Annotated in this window: 18 protein-coding genes and 1 pseudogene; 18 read left to right on the forward strand and 1 reads right to left on the reverse strand. The window is 62.2% G+C overall.

The window, feature by feature from the left end:
• Positions 1 to 7: 7 nt before the first annotated feature.
• The gene (locus tag RSO67_RS21650) at positions 8 to 2,350 is read right to left on the reverse strand and encodes a Tex family protein (RefSeq protein ID WP_276511307.1); all 2,343 of its coding nucleotides are present in this window, start codon (positions 2,348 to 2,350) and stop codon (positions 8 to 10) included.
• A gap of 239 nt (positions 2,351 to 2,589) precedes the next feature.
• On the opposite strand from RSO67_RS21650, the gene RSO67_RS21655 reads away from it, so the two are divergent.
• The 18 genes and pseudogenes from RSO67_RS21655 (at position 2,590) to RSO67_RS21740 (ending at position 24,938) form a co-directional block, all read left to right on the forward strand.
• The gene (locus RSO67_RS21655; RefSeq protein ID WP_315840516.1) at positions 2,590 to 3,843 is read left to right on the forward strand and encodes an Hsp70 family protein; all 1,254 of its coding nucleotides are present in this window, start codon (positions 2,590 to 2,592) and stop codon (positions 3,841 to 3,843) included.
• Between the two features lie 87 nt (positions 3,844 to 3,930).
• Positions 3,931 to 4,512, forward strand: coding sequence for a TetR family transcriptional regulator C-terminal domain-containing protein (locus RSO67_RS21660; protein ID WP_315840517.1), 582 nt, complete (start codon positions 3,931 to 3,933; stop codon positions 4,510 to 4,512).
• Positions 4,513 to 4,627: 115 nt separating this feature from the next.
• Complete coding sequence (locus tag RSO67_RS21665; protein WP_089262608.1) at positions 4,628 to 5,974, forward strand: MFS transporter; 1,347 nt, start codon at positions 4,628 to 4,630, stop codon at positions 5,972 to 5,974.
• Positions 5,975 to 6,087: 113 nt separating this feature from the next.
• The gene (locus RSO67_RS21670; protein ID WP_315840518.1) at positions 6,088 to 7,194 is read left to right on the forward strand and encodes an efflux RND transporter periplasmic adaptor subunit; all 1,107 of its coding nucleotides are present in this window, start codon (positions 6,088 to 6,090) and stop codon (positions 7,192 to 7,194) included.
• A 27-nt stretch (positions 7,195 to 7,221) separates the two neighbouring features.
• Entirely contained in the window at positions 7,222 to 10,362 is a 3,141-nt protein-coding gene (locus RSO67_RS21675) for an efflux RND transporter permease subunit (RefSeq protein ID WP_315840519.1), read from the forward strand.
• 19 nt (positions 10,363 to 10,381) lie between these two features.
• Positions 10,382 to 10,981 (forward strand): TetR/AcrR family transcriptional regulator, encoded by a 600-nt coding sequence (locus RSO67_RS21680; RefSeq protein WP_315840520.1) that lies wholly within the window; start codon positions 10,382 to 10,384, stop codon positions 10,979 to 10,981.
• Positions 10,982 to 11,017: 36 nt separating this feature from the next.
• Complete coding sequence (locus RSO67_RS21685) at positions 11,018 to 11,641, forward strand: flavin reductase family protein (RefSeq protein ID WP_315840521.1); 624 nt, start codon at positions 11,018 to 11,020, stop codon at positions 11,639 to 11,641.
• Positions 11,642 to 11,876: 235 nt separating this feature from the next.
• Positions 11,877 to 14,153 carry an acyl-CoA dehydrogenase gene (locus RSO67_RS21690; protein ID WP_315840522.1) on the forward strand — a complete coding sequence of 759 codons (2,277 nt, stop codon included), beginning with the start codon at positions 11,877 to 11,879 and terminating at the stop codon, positions 14,151 to 14,153.
• The gene (locus RSO67_RS21695; RefSeq protein ID WP_315840523.1) at positions 14,153 to 15,436 is read left to right on the forward strand and encodes an acetyl-CoA C-acetyltransferase; all 1,284 of its coding nucleotides are present in this window, start codon (positions 14,153 to 14,155) and stop codon (positions 15,434 to 15,436) included. The genes RSO67_RS21690 and RSO67_RS21695 overlap by 1 nt, the downstream gene beginning before the upstream one ends.
• Before the next feature lie 7 nt (positions 15,437 to 15,443).
• A complete protein-coding gene (locus tag RSO67_RS21700) occupies positions 15,444 to 17,540 on the forward strand; it encodes a 3-hydroxyacyl-CoA dehydrogenase NAD-binding domain-containing protein (protein WP_315840524.1) in 2,097 nt (698 codons plus the stop codon).
• Positions 17,541 to 17,567: 27 nt separating this feature from the next.
• Complete coding sequence (locus tag RSO67_RS21705; RefSeq protein WP_315840525.1) at positions 17,568 to 17,999, forward strand: acyl-CoA thioesterase; 432 nt, start codon at positions 17,568 to 17,570, stop codon at positions 17,997 to 17,999.
• An 86-nt stretch (positions 18,000 to 18,085) separates the two neighbouring features.
• Positions 18,086 to 18,280, forward strand: a complete 195-nt coding sequence (locus RSO67_RS21710) for a hypothetical protein (protein WP_093759633.1) — start codon at positions 18,086 to 18,088, stop codon at positions 18,278 to 18,280.
• Between the two features lie 115 nt (positions 18,281 to 18,395).
• Positions 18,396 to 19,193 carry a DeoR/GlpR family DNA-binding transcription regulator gene (locus RSO67_RS21715; RefSeq protein WP_315840526.1) on the forward strand — a complete coding sequence of 266 codons (798 nt, stop codon included), beginning with the start codon at positions 18,396 to 18,398 and terminating at the stop codon, positions 19,191 to 19,193.
• A 321-nt stretch (positions 19,194 to 19,514) separates the two neighbouring features.
• Positions 19,515 to 21,059: a glycerol-3-phosphate dehydrogenase gene (gene glpD, locus RSO67_RS21720; protein WP_315840527.1), complete on the forward strand. Its 1,545-nt coding sequence runs from the start codon at positions 19,515 to 19,517 to the stop codon at positions 21,057 to 21,059.
• Positions 21,056 to 22,144 carry an ABC transporter ATP-binding protein gene (locus tag RSO67_RS21725; protein WP_315840528.1) on the forward strand — a complete coding sequence of 363 codons (1,089 nt, stop codon included), beginning with the start codon at positions 21,056 to 21,058 and terminating at the stop codon, positions 22,142 to 22,144. Before glpD ends, RSO67_RS21725 begins: the two co-directional genes overlap by 4 nt.
• Position 22,145: 1 nt before the next feature.
• Positions 22,146 to 23,222 (forward strand): annotated as a pseudogene (locus RSO67_RS21730) (ABC transporter ATP-binding protein); the annotation flags it as partial.
• Between the two features lie 7 nt (positions 23,223 to 23,229).
• A complete protein-coding gene (locus RSO67_RS21735; RefSeq protein ID WP_315840529.1) occupies positions 23,230 to 24,132 on the forward strand; it encodes a sugar ABC transporter permease in 903 nt (300 codons plus the stop codon).
• Positions 24,132 to 24,938, forward strand: coding sequence for a carbohydrate ABC transporter permease (locus RSO67_RS21740; RefSeq protein ID WP_315840530.1), 807 nt, complete (start codon positions 24,132 to 24,134; stop codon positions 24,936 to 24,938). Before RSO67_RS21735 ends, RSO67_RS21740 begins: the two co-directional genes overlap by 1 nt.
• Positions 24,939 to 24,941: the final 3 nt, after the last annotated feature.

Here is a 24,941-nt window from a genome sequence, read left to right on the forward strand (position 1 = left end):
AGTAAGACTACTTCGCCTTCCCCGCGCCCTTCTCGGCCGCGCGGCGCAGTGCCTCTGCAAATGCACCACCGCCACTGCTCTCCTGCTTCGCCGGAGCACGCGATGTCATCTGGCGTTCGTTGAAGCGCGGGCCGCGATCGGCTTGCGGACGGTCGGCCTTGGCGCCGACAGGATCGTCCATGCGCAGCGTCAGCGCGATACGCTTGCGGGCGACTTCGACCTCCAGCACCTTCACCTTGACGATATCGCCTGATTTCACGACCTCGCGCGGATCCTTGATGAAGGTCTTGGACATCGCGGAGATGTGCACGAGGCCGTCCTGATGTACGCCGATATCGACGAAGGCACCGAAGGCGGCGACGTTGGTGACGGTGCCTTCGAGCACCATGCCGGGCTTGAGATCGCTGAGCTTCTCGACGCCTTCCATGAACACCGCAGCCTTGAAGGCGGGGCGGGGGTCGCGGCCGGGTTTTTCGAGTTCTTTCAGGATGTCGGTGACCGTCGGCAGACCGAAGGTGTCATCGACGAAGGTCTTGGGCTGCACCTTGCGCAGAATCTCGGCATTGCCGATCAGCGCCTTGATATCGCTCTTGGTGGCCTCAAGAATCTTGCGCACCAGCGGATAGGCTTCCGGATGCACGCCGGACTTGTCGAGCGGATCCTCGCCGTCATTGATGCGCAGGAAGCCGGCACATTGTTCGAATGCCTTCGGGCCAAGCCGCGGCACTTCCTTGAGCGCCTTGCGTGACTTGAACGGGCCGTTGGCGTCGCGGTGCTGCACGATGCTCTGCGCCAGACCGGTGCCGATGCCCGACACGCGTGCCAGCAGCGGTGCGGATGCCGTGTTCACGTCGACGCCAACGCCGTTCACGCAGTCTTCCACGACGGCATCGAGCGACCGCGCCAGCTTGCTCTCGCCGAGGTCGTGCTGATACTGGCCAACGCCGATCGCTTTTGGATCGATCTTCACCAGTTCAGCGAGCGGATCCTGCAGGCGGCGCGCGATCGACACCGCGCCGCGCAGCGTGACGTCGAGCTCAGGCAGCTCTTCGGAGGCAAAGGCCGAGGCGGAATAGACCGACGCGCCGGCTTCCGACACCACGATCTTCGACATCTTGAGGTCCGGTAGCAGCTTGACCAGCTCCATCGCCAGCTTGTCGGTCTCGCGCGAGGCTGTGCCGTTGCCGATGGCGATCAGGTCGACTTTGTGCTGCACGGCGAGCTTGCCGAGCATGGCGAGCGACGCATCCCACTGGCGTTGCGGCTCATGCGGATAGATCGTGGTCGTTGCAACGACTTTACCGGTGGCGTCGATAATCGCGGTCTTCACACCCGAACGGAAGCCTGGATCAAGGCCCATGGTGACGCGCGCGCCGGCAGGCGCTGCGAGCAGCAGGTCGCGCAGGTTCGATGCGAAGACGCGGACGCCCTCTTCTTCCGCCGCGGTCCACAGCCGCATGCGCAGGTCGATGTTGAGATGCACCTGGATCTTGGTACGCCAGGCCCAACGCGTGGTTTCGGTCAGCCACTTGTCGCCGGGGCGGCCCTGATCGGAAACGCCGAAGCGATTCATGATCTTCAGTTCATAGGAGCTCGGTGTGGTGGTGGGGGCGGGCGTCGCGGGCACCGGCTCGGGCTGCATCGCGAGATCGAGGATCTCTTCTTTCTCGCCGCGGAACAACGCCAGGATACGGTGTGATGGCAGCTTGTGCAGCGGCTCGCTGAAGTCGAAATAGTCCTTGAACTTCTCGCCTTCGGTCTTCTTGCCGGTGCGCACGGTCGAGGCCATCAAGCCGTTCGACCACATCTGTTCGCGAAGGGCGCCGATCAGATCGGCGTCTTCGGCGAAGCGCTCGACAAGAATGGCGCGCGCGCCGTCGAGCGCAGCGGCGACATCGGCGACGTTCTTCTCGGCATTGACGAAAGCTTCCGCAACTTTCTTCGGATCGTTCTGCGGCTCGGTGAGCAGCAGTTCCGACAGCGGTTCAAGGCCGGCTTCCTTGGCGATCTCGGCCTTCGTGCGGCGTTTCGGTTTGAACGGCAGATAGATGTCTTCGAGACGACCCTTGGTGTCGGCGGTCATGATCGCCGTTTCGAGCGCGGCATCGAGCTTGCCCTGTTCGCGCACCGATTCCAGAATCACGAGGCGGCGTTCTTCGAGTTCGCGCAGATAGGTCAGGCGCTCTTCCAGCGTGCGCAGTTGTGCGTCATCGAGACCGCCGGTGATTTCCTTGCGGTAGCGTGCCACGAACGGCACCGTTGCGCCGCCGTTGAGCAGTTCTACCGTCGCCGCGACCTGCTGTTCGCGCACGCCAAGTTCGTCTGCGATCTTCTGATTGATGTTTGCCACGCGTAGAGATTCCTTCGAAATTCCGTGGCGGGTCATACCGCCGTCGCAAAACGCTTATGGACCGATGCCGCACGATTCATCAACCCCGGCGGATGCAGTCGATTGTTCTGTGGATCGCGTTGTTTTGCTTCGAAAATTGCAGTGTTTGATGCGCTTCATGACAGTGCGGCTGTGCAAAAATATAATGCTAGATCGCGGCCTGCGAACTGTGTAGACGGACGTTCCTTTCGGGAGCGGCAATGTCGGTTTGTGGTCTGGATTTTGGAACGTCGAACACGACGCTCGGCACGGTCATCAATGATGTTCCGGTGCTGGCGGCGCTCGAAGACTATCATGTCACAATTCCGAGTGCGATCTTTTACAAGGCCGATACCGGCGCCTTCATTGGCCGCAAGGCGATTGAGGCCTATGTCGAGGGCGCGCCTGGCCGCCTGATGCGCAGCCTCAAATCCGTGCTCGGTACGTCGCTGATCGATGAGACGACGCGCGTCGGCCGCGAGCGCGTCAGCTTCCGCAATGTCATCGCCTATTATCTCGGTGCGGTGAAGCGGCGTGCGGAACAGGCCACAGGGCTTGAACTCCGCCAGGTCGTCCATGGCCGTCCCGTCCATTTCGTCGATGACAATCCGGCGGGCGATGCCAAGGCCGAAGCTACGCTGCGCGCCATCGCGAAAGACGTCGGCTTCGAGGACGTCACATTCCAGTTCGAGCCGATTGCCGCGGCGCTGGATTACGAGCGGCAGATCAATTCGGAGGAGATCGCGCTGATCGCCGATATCGGCGGCGGCACGTCAGACTTCTCGATCGTGCGGTTGTCGCCTCAGCGGCATCACCATGCCGACCGCAAGGATGACATCCTCGCCAATGACGGTGTGCGGATTGGCGGTACCGATTTCGACCGGCATCTCAGTCTCGGTGTGATCATGCCGTTGCTGGGCTATCGTTCGGCGATGAAGCGCGCGGGGCTCGATGTGCCGTCGGGCTATTTCCACGATCTGGCGACCTGGTCGAGCATCAACCGGATGTACGATTCCAAGGTCATGAACGAGGTGAAACAGGTGCGCTATGAGGCGCAACAGCCGGAGCTGCTGGATCGCTTGGTGCGTGTGTTGGACGAACAGCGCGGCCATACCCTGGCCATGGAAGTCGAGGGCGCCAAGATTGGCCTGTCCGACAAGCCGAAATCGAGTATCGCGCTGGACTGGATCGAGCCTGGCCTTGCCGCCGGCGTCGCCCGTAATGAACTCGTCAGCCATACCCAGTTGCTCGCCGATCGGATCACCGCGCGGATCAAGATCTGCCTGAACCAGACCGGATTGAAGCCCGAAGCGATCGATGCCGTGTTCCTGACCGGCGGTTCGGTGCAGCTCGCCCATGTCCGCAAGGCGATCACGGCGGCGCTGCCGGCCGCCCGCGCCATCGATGGCGACACGTTCGGGGCCGTCGGCAAGGGTCTGACTGTCGAGGCGGCCCGACGCTACGGGCAGGGTTAGACGCCGAGGGCCGGACAAGGCCCGAACGCCTTGTGGCTATGCGTGGCCGTCGCTTGATCCGGCGCCCGGCGCAGCCATATTAAGCCCATGGCGAAGCTCTCGAATCGCGACAGGATTCTCACCGCAGGCCTCGCGGTCGTGCATGCGCGCGGCTATGCGGGCGCGAGCGTCCGCGACATCGTGCATGCCGCCGGCGTGCCACAAGGCACCTTCACCAACCATTTTACCTCCAAGGAGGAATTCGGCCTCGAGATCATCGATCTCTATTTCGCGAAGGGCCGCGAGCTGATGGCGCAGACGCTGCGCAATGAAAGCCTGTCGCCACTGGCGCGGCTGCGCGCCTATATCGATGCCAATGTGACCCGGCTGACCGAAGACCAGATGTGCAATGGCTGTCTGTTCGGCAACTTCACGGCAGAAGCCAGCGACCATAGCGACCTCATTCGCGACCGGCTGCTGACGATCTTCGCCGATGTTCAGCAGAGCATTGCCGAATGCCTGACCTCCGCGGTGAAAGCCGGCGAGCTGCCGGCCGACTTCAAATGCGCGGAGGTTGCGGGTTTCATCGTCTCCTCGCTGCAGGGCGCCAACCTGCTGTCGAAGGCCGAACGCAGCCCGGCGCCGATCGAGCGCTTTGCGCAGGTGCTGTTCACGCAGGTGTTACGCTGAGCTGATTGCTGCTCTGCACAGACATTGCCGCTTCCCGGCTCTTTCGCTAAACCGTGCGACATGACAGCGCGGCCCGCAGAGGCCGTCGCCGACAACAAGCGACCGGGAGTGAACCATGAGCCAGACCGCCGTCGGGGCGCGCGCCACGCGCAGCGCAAAATCCGACATCGAAACCTCGACCATCCGCGCCATTTCCTGGCGGCTGATCCCGTTTCTGGTGCTGGCTTATTTCCTGGCCTATCTCGACCGCGTCAATCTTGGCTTCGCCGCGCTCACCATGAATGCCGAGCTGAATTTCTCGCCCACCGTTTTTGCGTGGGGCGCCGGCATCTTCTTCATCGGCTATTTCATTTTTGAAGTTCCCAGCAACATCGCGCTGGAGAAATTCGGCGCCAGCCGCTGGATCGCGCGCATCATGGTGAGCTGGGGCATCATCTCCGCGCTGATGGCGATCGTCAGTGGCCCATGGAGCTTCTACACGCTGCGCTTTCTGCTCGGTGTAGCCGAGGCCGGCTTCTTCCCCGGCATTATCCTCTATCTCACTTACTGGTTTCCGGCCGAATATCGCGCGCGCTTCCTCGCGGCCTTTGCGATCGCGGTTCCCGTATCCACGGTGATTGGCGCGCCGATCTCCGGCATGCTGCTGGGGCTCGACGGTGTCATGGGCCTGAAGGGCTGGCAGTGGTTGTTCATCATCGAAGGGATTCCTTCGGTCATTCTCGGCGTCGTCACCTGGTTCTACCTCACCGACAAGCCTGAAAAGGCCGAATGGCTGACGCCCGACCAGAAGATGTGGCTCTCCGACAAGCTCGAAGGCGAGCGTCTCGCCAAGGAGAGCGCCCATGGCATGACACTGGGGCAGGCGCTGTCGTCGCCGAAGGTGCTGATGCTGAGCGTGATCTATTTCGGCTTTGTCGGCGCGCTCTATGGCATGCAGTTCTGGCTGCCGCAGATCGTGAAGGCGTTCGGCTTCACCAACCTGCAGACCGGTTTCGTCACCGCGATCCCCTATCTGTTTGGCTCCATTGCCATGGTGCTGTGGGCACAGCATTCCGACAAGACCCGTGAACGCGTCTGGCATGTCGGCCTGCCGCTGCTGCTGACCGCCGTGGCGCTCGCGCTGTCCGGCATCTCCACCAATCCGACCCTGACCATGGTCGCACTGACAGTCGCTGCGATCGGCGTGTTCTGCACTTTCGCTCTGTTCTGGACGCTGCCGACCGCGTGGCTGAGCGGCACGGCGGCGGCCGGCGCCATCGCGCTGATCAACTCGATCGGCAATCTCGCCGGCTTCGGCGGTCCCTATCTGATCGGCTGGGTCAAGGAACTGACCGGCAGCACCTCGACCGGGCTTCTGGTCCTGGCGGCCATGCCGCTGGTTGCCGGCATTCTCGTGCTGGTCGGCAATCACGGGACAGCCACGGAGTTCGCAGCTACCGGTAAACCGGCACGGGTGAAATAAGGCCGTGATGCGGTGCGGCAATCTAGCGAAATTGTGATCACTGACGAATATTGACATTCGTCAGTGATCACGCCTAGGTTCCCTTCGAACAGTCATTCGAAGGACTCCTCGCGATGCCCGGCCACACCCACGTCAGCGCTTTCCGCAAGCCACTCGCCGCCGCGCTTTTGCTGATCCCGGCTCTTGCTCTGGCCGGATGCGGCAAGAAAACCGAGGCGGAAGCCAAGCCAACCCGCCCCGTGCTGGTCGCGACCGTGCATTACGAGCCGGAATCGCCGCAGCGCAGTTTCGTCGGCACCATCCGCCCGCGGATCGAGACCGATATGGGCTTCCGGGTCACCGGCAAAGTCGCCAAGCGCCTTGTTGAGGTCGGCCAGAATGTCGAGATCGGCCAGCCGCTGGCTACGCTCGACGAGGTCGATCTGAAGCTGCAGGCCGAGCAGGCGGTCGCCGAACTCAACGCATCCACGGGTGTGCTGGCCAATGCCACTGCAGCCGAGGGCCGCGCCACCGAATTGCGCAGCAAGGGCTGGTCCACTCAGGCACAGCTCGATCAGGCCAAAGCCACGGGCGACGAAGCCCGCGCGCGTCTCAATCGCGCCGAACGCTCGGTCGAACTTACCAAGAACAGCCTCTCTTATGCGACGCTGATCGCCGACACCCGCGGCGTTGTCACCGCGACGCTGGTCGATGCCGGTCAGGTCGTCGTCGCCGGGCAGGCCGCCATCCGTGTCGCGCGTTTCGGCGAGAAGGAGGCGGTGGTTTCCATTCCGGAAACGCTGGTTGGCCGCGCCAAGGAAGGCAAAGCCAGCGTGACGCTGTGGTCCGAGCCCGGCAAGCAATATGCCGCCAAGCTGCGTGAACTTGCGCCTAATGCCGACACCGCGACGCGCACTTATCTCGCCAAGTTCTCGCTGCCTGAGGCCGACGACAAAGTGTCGCTCGGCATGACGGCAACGCTGACGCTGTCCGATCCCGCCACCGAACGCGTTGCGCGCGTGCCGCTCTCGGCACTGTTCAGCCAGGGCAACAACCCTTCGCTCTATGTTGTGAGCGCATCGGGCGACGTTGCGCTGCAGCCCGTCAAGGTGAAGTCCTATGAGAGCAACGACGTCATCATATCAGGTGGCGTCGATGAAGGTGCCAAGATCGTGACGCTCGGGGTGCAGAAACTGGACCCTGCGCTGAAGGTCCACGTCGTCTCCGCATTGTCGTTTTAAGACGCTCGCATTCAAAGGACGAAGCCGATGCATCGCTTCAACCTCTCCGCCTGGGCCGTCGCTCATCCCGCGCTGATCCTGTTTCTGATCATCGCGCTCGGCGTCGGCGGCTTCTTCTCATACGAGAAGCTGGGTCGCGCCGAAGATCCGTCCTTCACGGTGAAGGTCGTCAACGTCACGGCGATCTGGCCGGGCGCGACGGCCAAGGAAATGCAGGAGCAGGTTGCAGATCCCATCGAGAAAAAGATGCAGGAGCTGCCTTACTTCGACAAGGTGCAGACCTATTCGAAGCCGAACTTCACGGCGCTGCAGGTCACGTTCAAGGATAACGCGCCGGCCAAGGACGTGCCATTCCTGTTCTATCTGCTGCGCAAGAAGCTTGCCGACGTGCAGGGCAGCTTGCCGGCCAATCTGGTCGGGCCAACGGTCAATGACGAGTTCAGCGACGTCGACTCGATCCTCTACATGATGACCGGCGACGGCGCCGACTTTGCGCAGCTAAAGAAGGTTGCCGAAGGCCTGCGCCAGCGCCTGTTGAAGGTGAAGGGCGTCACCAAGGTCAATCTCTACGGCACCCAGGACGAGCGCATCTTCGTCGAATTTTCCCACGCCAAACTGGCAACGCTCGGCATCACGCCGCAGACGCTATTCGACTCACTTGCCAAGCAGAACGCGATCCAGCCGGCAGGTACGGTGGAAACCTCGTCGCAGCGCGTGCCGCTGCGCGTTACCGGCGCGCTCGATGGCGTGAAGACGGTGGCGGAGACGCCGGTCGAGAGCAACGGACGCACCTTCCGCCTCGGCGATATTGCGACAGTGAGTCACGGCTTCGTCGATCCGCCGGATTTCAAGGTTCGGCAGAAGGGCCAATACGCACTCGGCATTGGCGTGGTGACGGCGAACGGCGCCAACATTCTCGAACTCGGCAAGGACGTCGAAAAGGCCAAGAACGAGTTCATGGTCGCGGTCCCGCAGGGCATCAATGTCGAACAGATCGCCGATCAACCGCTGGTGGTCGAACACGCCGTTGGCGAATTCACGCACTCGTTCATCGAGGCCCTGGGGATCGTGCTGTTCGTCAGCTTCCTTGCGCTCGGCTGGCGCACCGGCATCGTGGTGGCGCTCTCGGTGCCGCTGGTGCTCGGTATTGTCTTCATGGTCATGAATGCGATGGGCATGGATCTGCATCGCATCACGCTCGGCGCGTTGATCATCGCGCTCGGCCTACTGGTCGACGACGCGATCATCGCGGTCGAGATGATGGTGGTGAAAATGGAGCAAGGCTGGGACCGCGTGCGCGCGGCATCCTTCGCCTGGGAGTCCACGGCATTTCCGATGCTCACGGGCACGCTCATCACGGCCGTCGGCTTCCTGCCGATTGGCTTCGCCAATTCCGCAGTCGGCGAATATGCCGGTGGCATCTTCTGGGTGGTGGCGATTGCGCTGATCGCCTCATGGTTCGTCGCGGTAATCTTCACGCCCTATATCGGCGTCAAGCTGCTGCCGAACTTTGCTACTCACGGCAAGGCCAATCACGATCCGCATGCGGTCTATGAGACGCGCATCTATCGCGGTCTGCGCAGCGTCGTGCAGTGGTGCGTCACGCATCGTATCAAGGTGGTGGCCGCCACCGTCGGTATCTTCATTGCTGCCATCGTCGGTTTCGGCCATGTCCAGCAGCAATTCTTCCCGCTGTCGGAACGTCCCGAACTGTTCTTCCAGCTTCGCTTGCCGGAAGGCACGGCCTTCGGCGTCACCGAAAAGGCCGTCAAGGAAGCCGAAAAGCTGCTCAAGGACGATAAGGACATCGCCACCTATACGGCTTATGTCGGCCGCGGCTCGCCGCGTTTCTGGCTCGGCCTCAATCCGCAGCTCCCGAACGAGGCCTTCGCCGAGATCGTGATCGTGTCCAAGGATGTCGAGGCACGCGAGCGCATCAAGTCCAAGATCGAGAAGGCCGTCGCCGATGGCCAGCTGCCGGAAGCGCGCGTGCGCGTCGATCGCTTCAATTTCGGTCCGCCGGTCGGTTTCCCCGTCCAGTTCCGCGTCATCGGGCCGGATACCGCGGCCGTGCGCGATATTGCCTACAGGGTGCGCGAAGTGATGCGCGCCAACAAGAATATGGTCGATCCGCAGCTCGACTGGAACGAACAGACGCCGTCTCTCAGGCTGGTGGTCGACCAGGACCGCGCCCGTGCGCTTGGCCTGACGCCGCAGGAGCTGTCGCAATCCCTGGCCATGCTGATCTCCGGCGCGTCGGTCACGACTGTGCGTGACGGTATCGAGAAGGTTGGCGTCGTCGCCCGTGCCGTTCCGTCGGAACGCCTCGATCTTGGCCGCGTCGGCGATCTTACTATCATCTCACGCAACGGCGTCCCGGTGCCGCTGTCGCAGGTGGCGAAGATCGAATACGCCCATGAGGAGCCGATCCTCTGGCGCCGCAACCGCGACATGGCGATCACAGTGCGCGGCGACGTTGTCGATGGTGTGCAGCCGCCGGATGTCACCAACCAGATCTGGCCGCAACTTCAGCAGATCCGCGACAGCCTGGAGCCCGCCTATCGCATCGAGATTGGTGGCGCGGTGGAAGAATCCAGCAAGGGCAATGCCTCGATTGCCGTGCTGTTTCCGCTGATGATGATCATCATGTTGACGCTGTTGATGGTGCAGTTGCAGAGCTTCTCGCGGCTGATCCTGGTGTTCCTGACGGCGCCGCTCGGCATCGTCGGCGCCTCGCTGGCCCTGAACGTTGCCAACAAGCCGTTCGGCTTCGTGGCACTGCTCGGCCTGATCGCGCTGGCGGGTATGATCATGCGCAACGCCGTTATTCTGGTGGATCAGATCGAAACCGACGTGCAGCACGGCCTGACCCGCCGCGAAGCCATCGTCGAGGCGACCGTGCGCCGTGCGCGTCCGGTCATCCTGACGGCGCTGGCAGCTATTTTGGCGATGATCCCGCTGTCGCGCTCGGCCTTCTGGGGCCCGATGGCGGTCACCATCATGGGTGGATTGTTTGTGGCGACGTTCTTGACGTTGTTGTATCTCCCGGGTCTCTATGCCCTATGGTTTCGCAAGAGCCTGGATGAACGCGGATCGGGTGAGGATGTGGATCATCACGCACCGCACCATCACGACAAGAAACAGGCATTTCCGCTTGCTGCCGAATAACTGAAGACTGCACTCCGAGATGACTCTGATTTCTGATCACGTCGAAGCCGATATGCGGGGCCGCATCGTTCTGGTCGCGGAAAAGCTGTTTCGTGAAATCGGCTACCAGAAGACCACCGTGGCTGATATCGCCAAGGTGCTGCGGATGAGCCCGGCGAACGTCTATCGCTTCTTCGATTCAAAGAAGTCGATCATCTCGGCCGTGGCGCAGCGGCTGATGGGGGAAGTTGAAGAGGCCGCTGGAGCGATTGCTGAAAATCCGCAGCCGGCCGCCGCGCGGCTCCGCGAACTGCTGACGTCGATCCATGAGATGAATGCCGAACGCTATGTCGGCGATGCCAAGCTGCATGAGATGGTTGCCATCGCCATGGAAGAGAGTTGGGACGTCTGCACCGCCCATATGGAGCGCATCACCGTGACCATCGGCGGTGTCATCGCGGACGGTGCTGCCAAGGGTGAGTTTCATGCCCCGGACGTCGAATTGGCAGCCATGTGCGCCTGCACCGCCATGATGCGGTTCTTTCACCCGCAGATGATCGCGCAATGTGCGACGAAACCTGGCCCGACCCTGGACCAGATGATCGACTTCGTTCTTGCCGGGTTGGCCCCGCGGGGCTAGACGATCTCTCTGACGTCAATTCAGGGGATCTTCCGCGTGACCGCATTCGATCTGCATTCTTACGAGCCCGTCAACGGCCACAGCCTCAAGCACGATCCCTTCAATGCCATCATCGGTCCACGTCCGATCGGGTGGGTCTCCTCCCGGGATGCCAATGGCCACGTTAATCTGGCGCCGTACAGCTTCTTCAACGCCTTCAACTACACGCCGCCGCTGATCGGCTTCTCCAGCATCGGGATCAAGGACTCCGCCCGTAACATGCAGGCGACGAAGGAATTCGTCTGGAATTTGGCCACCATGGATCTGGCCAAGCAGATGAACGCGACGGCCGCGAGTGTTGGCCCGGAAGTGGATGAATTCGAGCTTGCCGGTCTGACGCCGGTGCCGAGCAAGCTTGTCAATGTGCCACGGGTTGGCGAAGCCCGCGTTGCTTTCGAGTGCAAGGTAACCCAGATCATCGAGCTCAAGGGCGCCAACGGTGCCTCGGCCAACGCCTTCCTCACCATGGGTGAGGTCGTCGCCGTCCATATCGACAAGACCCTGATCGTGGATGGGGTGTACCAGACTGCATTGGCCGGCCCGATCCTGCGCGCCGGTCGCCGCGGCGATTACTTCCACATCAAGCAGGACGCCATGTTCGAGATGGCCCGCCCGGACTGAGCCCGCTAGCAGTCCGGCGCATCGGTCGCGCGACCACAGGTCACGCGGCGGGAAATCGCCTTTCGGGAACCGTTGCGGTATCCTGTCGTTAATGATGGCTCGATGCTGTCAAATTTCGCTTGAATTTCAATGCGAAAGCTAAGGTGACACCGACACCGTCCTGCTAAGAGCGTCTGCCTTTGGGCGCCCGTGGTCCGCCCGGACTGCCGGTTGCCTCGATCGAGAGGAAGCCTCCATGAGCTCGTCCAGCTTGCGCCGCGATTATCTCACCAAGCCGATCTTCGGCTGGGCCAAGGGCGTGCTGCCGAAGATGTCGGACACCGAGCGCGAGGCGCTGGAAGCCGGCGACGTCTGGTGGGATGCGGACCTGTTCACCGGCAATCCGGACTGGGCCAAGCTGCTCGCCATCAAGCCGGCCACACTAACGGATGAAGAACAGGCCTTCATGACCGGGCCGGTGGATCGTCTCTGCGAGATGATCGACGACTGGAAGATCAATTGGGAATTGCGCGATCTGCCGCCGGACGTCTGGGAGTTCATCAAGCGCGAAAAGTTCTTCGGCATGATCATTCCGAAGGAATTCGGAGGTCTCGGCTTCTCGCCTTATGCGCATTCGGAAGTGGTGCGCAAAATTTCGTCGCGTTCGGTGGTCGCCGCCGTCACGGTAATGGTGCCCAACTCCCTCGGCCCCGGCGAGCTGCTGATGAAATTCGGCACCGACGCGCAGCGCCAGCGCTGGCTGCCGCGCCTTGCCGACGGCCGTGACATTCCCTGTTTCGGCCTTACCAGCCCGGAAGCGGGTTCGGACGCGGCGTCCATGATCGACAGCGGCATCATCTGCAAGGGCACGTTCGAAGGCCAGGAGGTTCTGGGCCTGCGTCTCAACTGGCACAAGCGCTACATCACGCTCGGCCCGGTCGCGACGCTGATCGGTCTCGCCTTCAAGGCCTATGACCCCGATCACCTCGTGGGCTCACAGGACGAGCTTGGCATCACGGTTGCGCTAATCCCCCATGATCTTCCGGGCGTCGAGATCGGCCAGCGCCATCTACCGTCGATGCAGGTGTTCCAGAACGGCCCGAACTGGGGCCGCGACGTTTTCATCCCGCTCGACTACATCATCGGCGGTCAGGAGCGGCTTGGTCAGGGTTGGAAGATGCTGATGTCAGCGCTCGCCGCCGGCCGTGGCATCTCATTGCCGTCGCTGTCTGCTGCCGGCGCCGCCTATGCCGCGCGCACCACTGGTGCCTATGCCCGCATCCGCGAACAGTTCAACATTTCGATCAGCAAGTTCGAAGGCATCGAGGAGCCGCTGGCCCGTATCGCCGGCACCGCCTATCTGCTCGACGCTGCACGGCGACTGACCTCGGCGGCGCTCAATCTGGGCCATCATCCCGCGGTTATCTCCGGCATCATGAAGCTGCATGCCACCGAGCGTATGCGCGTCGCCATCGACGATGCCATGGACATCCATGGCGGCAAGGCGGTGATCGACGGGCCGCAGAATTATATGGGCAATCTCTATCGCGCGGTGCCGGTCGGCATCACGGTGGAAGGCGCCAACATCCTGACGCGCAATCTCATCGTGTTCGGGCAGGGCGCCATCCGCGCGCATCCTTATCTGCTGCAGGAAATGAATGCGCTCGGCGATTCCGACAAGGCGAAGGGCCTCGATGCCTTCGACGCCGCGTTCTGGAAACATATCGGCCACAGCGTCACCACGCTGTTCCGCGCCTGGGGCCGCTGCTGGACCGGTGGCGTATTCGCGCCTGCGCCGGATGCCGGCGATGCCACACAGTTCTATCGCCAGCTCTCGCGTTATTCCTCGGCCTTCGCATTGTGCGCCGACATGGCGTTGCTGACGCTGGGCGGAGCGTTGAAGCGCAAGGAAATGCTGTCGGCGCGGTTCGGCGATATTCTCTCCGAGCTTTATCTGCTCTCGGCTGCGCTGAAGCGCTGGGAGGACGAAGGCCGTCAGCAGGAGGACCTGCCGGCGCTTGAATGGTGTATGGCGTCCGGCTTCAAGACCATCGAGAACCGCTTTGCGGAGATTCTGGCCAACCTGCCGAACCGCTTTGTCGCCGGCATCCTCAAATTCATCGTGCAGCCATATGGTGCATCGGTGCTCGGTCCTTCGGATCGAGTGGTGCATCGCTGCGCGCAGATGATCCTGGAGCCATCGGCGACGCGCGATCGCCTGACGCCGGACCTGTCGCATGTGGATGATGACCGCGGTCTGGCGCGGCTGGAGAAAGCGTTCAAACTGGTGACATCGAGTGACGATATTGCCAAGCGCATCCGCACGGCAAAGCTGAAGAGCTGGAAGGACGCAGTGACACAGGGCGTGATTACCCAGGCGGAAGGCGAGAAGCTCGCCGCGGCGCAGGAAGCCGTCAAGCTGGTGATCGAGGTCGATCACTTCGCGCCGGAAGAGCTGTCGCCCGGCTATAAGAAGTCCGATAACGTGCACCAGTTCTTCCAGGAACTTGGTGAGCAGCGGGCAGCAAGCTGATGGCAAGACCAGTCTATATCGTTGACGGCAGCCGCACGCCGTTCCTGAAAGCGCGCAGCGGTCCCGGCCCTTTCACTCCTGTCGATCTTGCCGTTCAATGTGGCCGCCCGCTGCTGGCGCGGCAGCCATTCGCACCCGATGCCTTCGATCAGGTTATCCTCGGCTGCGTCAATGTCATCGCCGACGAGATGAACCCGGCGCGCGTCGCCGCGCTGCGGCTCGGCATGGGCGAGGCGATGGTGGCCTTCACCGTGCAGATCAATTGCGGCTCCGGCATGCAGTCGATCGACACCGGCTATCGCTATATCCGCGAAGGCAATGCCGATCTGATTTTGGCTGGCGGTGCCGAGGCGCTCAGCCACGCGCCGCTGGTCTGGCCGCAGAACGGCGTACGCTGGTTCGCCGGGCTTGCCATGGCCAAGGGCGTGCTCGGCAAGGTGGCGGCGATCGCCAAGGCCCGGCCGGCTTATTTCAAGCCGATCATCGGCCTCGAGCGTGGTCTCACCGACCCGATCACCGACCTCAATATGGGGCAGACTGCCGAGAAGGTCGGGCATCTGTTTGGCGTCACCCGCGCGCAGGCCGATGCCTATGCCGTCGAAAGCCACAAGCGCCTTGCGCATGCGCAGGAACAGGGCTGGCTGAAGGGCGAAGTCGAGACCGTCTTCGATCGCAAGGGCAATTTCTACGACCACGATGACGGCGTCCGCGCGGATTCGTCGGTCGACAAGCTCGCGACACTGAAGCCGGTATTCGAACGTCCGTGGGGGCAGGTCACCGCCGGCAATTCCTCGCAGATCACCGATGGCGCATCATGGACGATCCTTGCGTCCGAAGACGCGGTGGCGAAACATGGTCTCACGCCGAAGGCGGTGATCGTCGACAGCCAGTGGTCTGCGCTCGATCCGTCGATCATGGGGCTCGGTCCGGTGTTGTCGTCGAACGATCTGTTGAAGCGCAACAACATGACGATTCAGGACATCGAGACCTGGGAGTTGAACGAAGCCTTCGCCACGCAGGTGCTCGGCTGTCTCGCCGCCTGGAAAGACGAAAAATTCTGCCACGAGGTGCTCGGCCTCGATGGCGCCGCCGGCGAGATCGATCGCACCAGGCTCAATGTCGATGGTGGTGCGATCAGCCTCGGCCATCCCGTCGGCACGTCCGGTAACCGCATCGTGCTGCATCTCGTCAATGCAATGAAGCGGCTCGGCACCAAACGGGGAATCGCCACCGAATGTATCGGCGGCGGCCTCGGCGGCGCGATGTTGATCGAGACGGTGTGAGGGCGTCATGGACAGCAAGATCATGGACGTTCTTGGGGATCGCGTGCTCGAACTCGGGCCGGCTCCTGACACATCAGGCGCCTATCGCCACTTCAAGCTGACGCGCGATGCCGATGGCATCGCGTGGCTGTTGTTTGATCGCGCCGATGCCAGCGCCAATACGCTGTCGGCTGTGGTGCTGGAAGAATTCGATCAGGTGCTGAACGCGCTGGAAGCCCAGCGCCCGACCGGCATCGTGGTTCGTTCGGCCAAGACGTCCGGCTTCATTGCCGGCGCCGACGTCAATGAATTTCGCGGCGCCAGCGACCCATTGGAAGTGGAAACGCAGATCAGCCGCGCTCACGCGGTGATTGATCGTTTCGAGGCGCTGAAGATTCCGACGGTGGCCGTCATTCATGGTTTCTGCCTGGGCGGCGGTCTCGAAGTAGCACTGGCCTGCCAGATGCGCATCGCGATCGATGGTGCGCGGTTTGGTTTCCCGGAAGTCATGCTCGGCCTGCATCCAGGTTTGGGCGGCACCGCGCGGTTCACGCATCTGGTCAATCCGATGCAGGCAATGCCGCTGATGCTGACCGGCAAGACCATCGACGCACGCAAGGCCAAGTCGATCGGTCTTGTCGATGCGGTGACCGAGGAACGCCATGTCCGTAACGCCGTGCGCGATGCGGTGTTCGGCAAGCTCAAGCGCGCCAAGCCGAGTGCGCTGATCCCGATCATGAACTTCTCGCCGGTGCGCGGCATTCTCGCCTCGCGCATGGTGGCCGAGGCCGGCAAGGCGGCGCCGCGCGAACATTATCCCGCGCCCTATGCGCTGATCGAGCTGTGGGAGAAACATGGCGGCGACCGCGCGGCGATGCTCAATGCCGAGAAGGCGTCCTTCGCCCGGCTAATGGTGACGCCGACGGCGCAGAACCTGATCCGCGTCTTCTTCCTGCGCGAGCAGATGAAGAAGCTCGCCGGTGACGGCAACACCATCAAACATGTTCATGTCATCGGCGCCGGCGCCATGGGCGGCGACATCGCGGCCTGGTGTGCGCATCAGGACATCCGCGTCACGCTGGCCGACATGAAGCCCGAGCCGATCGCGGGCGCCATCAAGCGCGCCGCCGATCTCTACAGCAAGATCATCCGCAAGCGCACCGATCAGCGCGATACGCTGGATCGCCTGATCCCCGATATGGACGGCGAGGGCGTGCGCACCGCCGATCTCATCATCGAAGCCGTGTCGGAGAAGCTCGAGCTGAAGCAGAAGGTCTATGCCGGCATCGAGCCGCGCATGAAACCGAATGCGATCCTCGCCACCAACACGTCGAGCATTCCGCTGCAGGATCTGCGCAGCACGTTGGCGCGGCCGGAGCGGCTGCTGGGATTGCATTTCTTCAACCCGGTCTCGCGCCTGCAACTGGTCGAGGTCGTCAGCCATGACGGCGTAGATCAGGAGATGCTGAAGAAGGCCACGGCCTTTGTGGGCGCGATCGATCGCCTGCCGCTGCCGGTGAAGTCGTCGCCGGGCTTCCTCGTCAACCGCGCACTGACGCCTTACATGCTTGAGGCGATGATGCTGATGGAGGAGAAGGTCGACAAGGAAACCATCGACGCTGCCGCCGAACAGTTCGGCATGCCGATGGGACCGATTGAACTGGCCGATCAGGTCGGTCTCGATATCTGCCTCGCCGTCGGCGACATGCTGCGCTCGAAGTTCGGCGACCTGCTGCCACCGACGCCGGCCTGGCTGCGCGAGAAGGTCAACAAGGGCGAGCTCGGCAAGAAGACCGGCAAGGGCTTCTATACGTGGCGCGACGGCAAGGCCGAGAAGAGCTCCAGCGCGGTCGCCACCGCGCGGCCGACCCAGGAGATGATCGATCGCCTGGTGCTGCCGATGTCCAATGTCTGCGTCGCCTGTCTGCGCGAAGGCATCGTCGACAACCCCGATGTGGTCGATGGCGCAATGATTTTCGGAACAGGTTACGCGCCATTCCGCGGCGGCCCGCTGAACTATGCGCGGACGCGTGGAACCGAGAATATCACTGCCACGCTGCGCACGCTGGCGGCCCGGTTCGGCGATCGCTTCGCGCCGGATGCCGGCTGGGAAACCTTTAAATGATGACTCAATTTGCGGCAGGCTTTGCTCATGACTGAATCAAAGACGCAGCCAGTGACGGGGCTGGATGCGGAACCGACCGGCGATCTCACCATCCGCACGGTCGCAATGCCGGCAGATACTAATGCCAATGGCGATATTTTTGGCGGCTGGCTGCTCAGCCAGATGGATCTCGGCGGCGGCATCTTTGCCGCCAAGGTGGCGAAGACGCGCACGGTCACGGTCGCCATCGAGGCGATGACTTTCCGCAAGGCCGTTCATGTCGGCGACGTCGTGTCCGTGCATGCGGAATTGGTGCGGATGGGCCGCACGTCACTCACCGTGCATATCGAGGCCTGGGTGCTTCGCCGCAACGAAAGCGCCCCGATCCTGGTCACCGATGGCAATTTCACCTTCGTGTCCATCGACGAGGCCGGCCGTCCGCAGCCGATTAAGCGCCCGGACGCGACGATCTCGACCTGAGCAATTCTAAACACCGGCGGGAACAAAATACCCCCTTCCAAGTTGGTGGCCCGGAATATGCATCGCCTGTCGCGTAGGGGGCCGCCATGTCAGACACTTACATCATCGAAGTCTCATCGCAGGCTGCCGGCATCGTGGTTCGCGATCCCGGTGGGTACAGGTTCTTCGCCGCGTCTCACCGTTTCAACCCCATGGAAGGCCAGCTGTTTCGCAATGCGCGCGAAGCTGAACGCGCTGCCTTTCAGTTCGCGCAGGGTATCCAAGCAGCTGTGACGCCCTAGAGGGCGACTCTCTTACGACATCGCCGCGGCGAAGCGCATGGCGCCTGCGCCGGTGATGCGTTGACCATTGCCGCCAACACCCGCACCATGGAACCGTTCGATCCGAGGTGCTGTCGTGACTGCTGGACTGACCCATCGCCAATCCGAAATCCTGAATCACGCGCGCGCCTTTGGCCGCGTGATGGTCGACGACCTGGTGCGCCGCTTCGAGGTGTCCGCACAGACCATCCGCAAGGATCTCAACGATCTCTGCGACCAGCGCCTGCTGACGCGCATCCACGGCGGCGCCATCGTCGCCTCCGGCGTGGAAAACCTCGCTTATGAAGCGCGACGCTTCGTGGCCGCCGAAGAGAAGAAGGCGATCGGCGTCGCCGCCGCCGCGCAGATTCCCAATGGCTCGTCGCTGTTCATCAATATCGGCACTACGACGGAAGAAGTCGCGAGTGCGCTGATCAATCACGAAAACCTGCTGGTCATTACCAACAATCTCAATGTGGCGATGATGCTCTATCGTCACCCGCATATCGAGGTGATTGTCGCCGGTGGCACCGTGCGCCGCTCCGATGGTGCGGTGATCGGCTCCACGGCGATCAAGCTGATCGGTCAGTTCAAGGTCGATTACGCCATCATCGGCGCCTCGGCGATCGACGAGGAGGGCGCGCTGCTCGACTTCGATTATCGCGAGGTGCAAGCGGCGCAGGCGATCATCGCTAATGCCCGCAGCGTCATGCTGGTCTGCGATTCGACCAAGCTCCGGCGCAGCGCGGCCGTGCGCATCGCCCATATCAGCCAGATCCAGACCTTCGTGACCGACGTCCCGCTGCCGCCCTCCTTGCAGGAGATCTGCCGGAGCCGGGGCGTGCAGGTGATCGCGGCTTTGCCGGGGTCGGCGGATGAGGCCGAGGAGGGGTAGGTCCACCCTCTTCCGCTCACCACGAGCTGTCGTCGCCGGCCTGGCGCGCAATTGCGCGCTTGGACCGGGCGATCCCGTCGTCACCGGCCCCCTCGGCAAGATTGCAGGCGCTAGCGGTGATCGAATCCCCGCTTTCGCGGCGGGTGACAGCCGGTGGGTGTGACCCAAATCGGCCCTTTTAGAGCCTGTTTAGACCGCGAAAATGCCAGTTGCTTTCGTTTTAGGTTGTGCTTTAATCAAAAACGAAAGACAAATCGCTGAAAGCGAAGATGGCGCGTCCGAAGGAAGGCGCCAGACAATTGGCGCAGGAGGGGAGACGGGGTGGGTCAGATCTACGACCTCGCAATTATTGGCGGCGGCGTGAACGGTTGCGGTATCGCCCGCGATGCGGTTGGCCGCGGCAATTCGGTGTTCCTCTGCGAGATGAACGATCTGGCCAGCGGCACGTCGTCTTGGTCGACCAAGCTGATCCATGGCGGCTTGCGCTACCTCGAATATTACGACTTCAAACTGGTGCGCCACGCGCTGCTGGAACGCGAAGTGCTCTGGCAGATCGCGCCGCATATCATCCGTCCCCTGCGTTTCGTGCTGCCGCATCACGCCGGTCTGCGGCCGGCCTGGCTGCTACGCTTGGGCTTGTTCCTCTACGACTATATCGGTGGCCGTAAGCTTCTGCCCCCGACGCGCACGCTCGACCTCACGCGCGACGAGACCGGCAAGCCGCTGGCGCCCGGCCGGTTCAAACGTGGCTTTGAATATTCCGACTGCTCGGTAGATGATGCGCGCCTTGTCGTGCTCACTGCGCGTGATGCCGCCGACCGGGGCGCTGACATCCGCACGCGCTCGCGCGCAACCGAGATTAGGCAGGCCGACGGGATGTGGCAGGTCACGGTGCAGGATACGGCGACGGGCGACCGTTCGACCATCAGCGCGCGCGCGCTGGTCAATGCCGGTGGTCCGTGGGTTGAGAATGTTCTGGCGGTCGGTGCCGGCGTCAATGCGAAAGCGAAAGTCCGCCTCGTGCAGGGCTCGCATATCGTGGTGCCGAAACTTTACAACCACGACCGTGCCTACATCTTCCAGAATGCCGATGGTCGTATCGTGTTTGCGATTCCCTATCAGGACGATTTCACCCTGATCGGTACCACCGATATCGATTACGACGGCGATCCCGCCGATGTGAAAATCTCTGCCGATGAGATCAATTATCTCTGCAAGTCGGTCAGCGAATATCTCGCCAGGCCCGTGCTGGCCGAAGACGTGGTGTGGACCTATTCCGGCGTGCGCCCGCTCTATGATGACGGCGCCAACGAGGCCAAGGCGGCGACGCGCGACTATGTGTTCGAGCTCGATCTGCCCGGCGGCCTGCCGCTGCTGTCGATATATGGCGGCAAGATCACGACCTATCGCCGCCTTGCCGAAGAGGCGCTGCAGAAACTCGCGCCCTATCTGAAGGGCACTAAGGCGAAGGAAGGCTGGACGGCCCATGCCACGCTGCCTGGTGGTGATTTCGATGTCTCGGCGGTCGACCCTCTGATCGCCGAATTGTTGCGCGACTATCCGTTCCTGACGCCGGCCCATGCCAATCGGCTGGCACATGCCTATGGCACGCGCGCCGCGAAGATGCTGGGCACTGCGAAGTCGCCGGCCGATCTCGGTCAGGCCTTTGGGGCAACGCTGACCGAGCGCGAAGTGCGCTATCTCATGGCCAATGAATGGGCCGTCAGTGCCGAGGATATCGTGTGGCGCCGTTCCAAACTTGGTCTGCGCCTGTCGAAGGAAGAGATAGCAGCTCTCGATCAATGGCTGCAGGCTAATCGCGCCCAGCCCGCCAATCCAATGCGTGAAGCGGGAGCGCGGTCATGAGTGTTGCGCTCGATCACGTCTCGCAGATGGTGGACGGCGTCACGACGATCCGTGACGTCTCGCTGACGCTGGAAAGGGGCACACTGAACGTGCTGCTCGGGCCGACGCTGGCCGGCAAGACCTCGATCATGCGGCTGCTGGCCGGACTCGACAAGCCGACCCAAGGCCGCGTGCTGGTCGATGGCAAGGACGTCACAGGCCTCGATATCCGTAAGCGTTCGGTGGCGATGGTCTATCAGCAGTTCATCAATTACCCCTCGCTGTCGGTCTATGAGAACATCGCCTCGCCGCTGCGCGTGCAGGGCAAGCCGAAGGCCGAGATCGAGATGCGCGTGCATGAAGCGGCTGCACTGCTCAAGCTTGAGCCCTATCTGAAACGCACGCCGCTGCAGCTCTCCGGTGGCCAGCAGCAGCGCACGGCGATTGCCCGCGCGCTGGTCAAGGGCGCCGATCTCGTGCTGCTCGATGAGCCGCTCGCCAATCTCGACTACAAGCTGCGCGAAGAATTGCGCACCGAATTGCCGAAGATATTCGAGGCCTCCGGCGCGATCTTCGTCTATGCGACGACGGAGCCTTCCGAAGCGCTTTTGTTGGGCGGCAGCACCGTGTGTCTGTGGGAAGGCCAGGTTTTGCAGGTCGGCCAGACCTCCAAAGTCTATCGCCATCCGGAAACCCTGAAAGCCGCCGAAGTGTTCTCCGATCCGCCGCTTAATCTGGTGGTGATCGAGAAGAAGAACGGAAATGTGCACTATGCCGGTGGCGCGACGGCGCCCGCGAGCGGGCTCTATGCAAATCTCTCCGACGGCAGCTATCGCGTTGGCTTCCGTGCGCATCAGCTCGAAGTCGCCAGTGGTCTCGCCGGACGGCATGCATTTCCTGCGGAAGTGACCGTGACCGAAATCACCGGGTCGGAAAGCTTCGTCCATCTCAAGCGCGATGCGTCGAACTGGGTTGCTGTGCTGCAGGGCGTGCATGAATTCCTGCCCGGCCACATGCTCGACGCCGTGCTCGATCCCGCCAATCTGTTCGTCTTCGATGGCAGCGACCGTCTGGTTGCCGCTCCCGACAGCACGCAGGGAGCGTAACATGGCCCGCATCGATCTCGTCGATCTCGCGCAATCCTACAGTGGCAATGATGCCGATCCGGAATCATTCGCGCTCAAGCCGATCTCCATGACTTGGCGGCAGGGCGGCGCCTATGCGCTGCTCGGCCCGTCCGGCTGCGGCAAGACCACGCTGTTGAACCTGATCTCCGGCATCGTCACGCCGACGCGTGGCCAGATCCTGTTCGACGGCAAAGACATCACGCCGCTGTCGACGCAGAAGCGCAACATCGCGCAGGTGTTCCAGTTCCCGGTCATCTACGACACCATGACGGTCGGCGAGAATCTCGCTTTCCCTCTCAGGAATCGCGGCGTGCCGAAGGCGCAGATCGATGCACGCGTCGCCGAGATCGGCGAACTCCTCGATCTCACACCCTATCTGAATCGCAAGGCGACGCGGCTGACACCCGACGCCAAGCAGAAAATCTCGCTCGGCCGCGGTCTGGTGCGCTCCGATGTCGCCGCCGTGCTGTTCGACGAACCGCTGACAGTGATCGATCCCGCGCTGAAATGGGAATTGCGCTCGAAGCTGAAGGCGCTGCATCGCGCGCTCGACCTGACCATGATCTACGTGACCCACGACCAGACCGAGGCTCTGACCTTTGCCGATACGGTGGTGGTGATGCATGACGGGCGCGTCGTGCAGTCCGGTACGCCGCAAGAGCTATTCGACAAGCCCGCGCATACATTCGTCGGCTATTTCATCGGCTCGCCCGGCATGAATATTGTAACTGCCGAAGTGAGCGGTCGCGAAGCGCGCATTGGGGGGCACGTCATCGCGCTGCAGCGCAGCTACGACAAGTTGCCAGCAGGTGCCACAATCGAAATCGGCGTTCGCCCCGAATTCGTCCATGTTGCGACGCCCGCGCCGGGCTTGCTGCTGGCGCAAGTCGAACGCGTCGACGATCTCGGCCGCGTCAGTTTTGCGCGCGTCCGCATCGGCGGCGTCAAATTCGCTGCACGCGTACCCCAGGGATTTTCTGTTGCGCGTAACGATGTCGGGCTGGTGTTCGACCCGTCGCGGGTGCACGTTTATGCCGACAGCCGCCTTGTCGAAGGGGGGCGTGATGGACAAGACCGTCAACCAAAAGGCCTGGTTCCTCGTCCTGCCGGTGTTTCTCATCGTGGCGTTCTCCGCCGTGCTGCCGCTGATGACGGTGGTGAACTATTCGGTGCAGGACACCTTCGGCAACAACCAGTTCTTCTGGAACGGCGTCGGCTGGTTCAAGGAATTGCTGGATCCCTCCAGCGATCTCGGCGGGCGCTTCTTCGCCTCGCTCGCGCGTAATCTCGCATTCTCGGCGATCATCCTCGCCATTCAAGTCCCGCTCGGCATTCTCGTCGCGTTGTCGATGCCGCGCGATGGCTGGCGCGTTGCGGTGTGTCTCGTGATCCTCGCGCTGCCGTTGCTGATTCCATGGAACGTGGTTGGCACCATCTGGCAGATATTTGGGCGTCCCGACATCGGTCTGCTCGGCTACACGCTCAATCACATGGGTATCGACTACAATTACGTGTCGAACGAGTTCGATGCCTGGGCCACCGTCATCGTGATGGACGTCTGGCACTGGACCAGCCTCGTCGCGCTGTTGTGTTACGCCGGCCTGAAGTCGATCCCCGACGCCTATTATCAGGCAGCGCAGATTGACGGCGCGTCGCGCTGGGCGGTGTTTCGCGCCATCCAGTTGCCCAAGCTCAACCGCGTGCTGTTGATTGGCGTGCTGCTGCGCTTCATGGACAGTTTCATGATCTACACCGAGCCTTTCGTCGTCACCGGCGGCGGGCCTGGCAATTCGACCACCTTCGTCTCCATCGAACTCGTCAAGATCGCGCTCGGCCAGTTCGATCTCGGCAAGGCCGCCGCGCTGTCGCTGGTCTATAATCTGATCGTGCTGATCGTGTGTTGGGTGTTCTACACCGTGATGACCAATGCCGGCGTCGATCACACCAAATCCGAGGGAGCGGTCTGATGCATACGATCCCCGGACGCCGTATTATCCTGACGCTGTTTTTGATCTTCCTGCTGTTGCCGATCTATTGGCTCGTCAATATGAGCTTCAAGACCAATACCGAGATCGTCTCGACGATGACGCTGTGGCCGCATCAGCCGACGCTGGCCAACTACATCCGCATCTTCACCGATGAGAGCTGGTATTCGGGCTACATCAATTCGCTGAAATACGTCATCATCAACACCATCCTGTCGATCTCTTTCGCGCTGCCGGCAGCTTACGCGTTTTCGCGCTATCGTTTCCTCGGCGACAAGCACCTGTTCTTCTGGCTGCTGTCGAACCGGATGGCGCCGCCCGCGGTATTCGCGCTGCCGTTCTTCAATCTCTATTCGGCGATCGGCCTGTTCGATACGCCTTGGGCCGTGGCGTTGGCACATTGCCTGTTCAATGTGCCGCTGGCGGTGTGGATCCTCGAAGGCTTTGTGTCAGGTGTGCCACGCGAGATCGACGAGACGGCGTTTCTCGATGGCTACTCGTTCCCGAAGTTCTTCGTGAAGATTCTCGTGCCGTTGATTGCATCTGGTATCGGCGTCGCCGCGTTCTTCTGCTTCATGTTCTCCTGGGTCGAACTGCTGCTCGCGCGTACACTGACGTCGGTGAATGCCAAGCCGATCTCGGCGGTCATGACGCGCACTGTATCGGCCTCGGGCATGGATTGGGGTCTGCTCGCCGCCGCCGGCGTGCTGACCATCATCCCCGGCGCGCTCGTCATCTGGTTTGTCCGCAATTACATCGCGCGCGGTTTCGCGCTTGGCCGGGTCTAGGAG

Origin of the sequence: Tardiphaga sp. 709 (assembly GCF_032401055.1) — a bacterium.
In the GTDB taxonomy this organism is placed as follows: Bacteria; Pseudomonadota; Alphaproteobacteria; order Rhizobiales; family Xanthobacteraceae; genus Tardiphaga.

Bases quoted from the DNA above. Each gene is read 5' to 3' on its own strand.
- RSO67_RS21655 (WP_315840516.1), top strand. From the start codon at position 2,590: ATGTCGGTTTGTGGTCTGGATTTTGGAACGTCGAACACGACGCTCGGC.
- RSO67_RS21660 (WP_315840517.1), top strand. From the start codon at position 3,931: ATGGCGAAGCTCTCGAATCGCGACAGGATTCTCACCGCAGGCCTCGCG.
- RSO67_RS21675 (WP_315840519.1), top strand. From the start codon at position 7,222: ATGCATCGCTTCAACCTCTCCGCCTGGGCCGTCGCTCATCCCGCGCTG.
- RSO67_RS21740 (WP_315840530.1), top strand. From the start codon at position 24,132: ATGCATACGATCCCCGGACGCCGTATTATCCTGACGCTGTTTTTGATC.
- RSO67_RS21725 (WP_315840528.1), top strand. From the start codon at position 21,056: ATGAGTGTTGCGCTCGATCACGTCTCGCAGATGGTGGACGGCGTCACG.
- RSO67_RS21695 (WP_315840523.1), top strand. From the start codon at position 14,153: ATGGCAAGACCAGTCTATATCGTTGACGGCAGCCGCACGCCGTTCCTG.
- RSO67_RS21665 (WP_089262608.1), top strand. From the start codon at position 4,628: ATGAGCCAGACCGCCGTCGGGGCGCGCGCCACGCGCAGCGCAAAATCC.
- RSO67_RS21670 (WP_315840518.1), top strand. From the start codon at position 6,088: ATGCCCGGCCACACCCACGTCAGCGCTTTCCGCAAGCCACTCGCCGCC.
- RSO67_RS21705 (WP_315840525.1), top strand. From the start codon at position 17,568: ATGACTGAATCAAAGACGCAGCCAGTGACGGGGCTGGATGCGGAACCG.
- RSO67_RS21700 (WP_315840524.1), top strand. From the start codon at position 15,444: ATGGACAGCAAGATCATGGACGTTCTTGGGGATCGCGTGCTCGAACTC.
- RSO67_RS21680 (WP_315840520.1), top strand. From the start codon at position 10,382: ATGACTCTGATTTCTGATCACGTCGAAGCCGATATGCGGGGCCGCATC.
- RSO67_RS21710 (WP_093759633.1), top strand. From the start codon at position 18,086: ATGTCAGACACTTACATCATCGAAGTCTCATCGCAGGCTGCCGGCATC.
- RSO67_RS21690 (WP_315840522.1), top strand. From the start codon at position 11,877: ATGAGCTCGTCCAGCTTGCGCCGCGATTATCTCACCAAGCCGATCTTC.
- RSO67_RS21735 (WP_315840529.1), top strand. From the start codon at position 23,230: ATGGACAAGACCGTCAACCAAAAGGCCTGGTTCCTCGTCCTGCCGGTG.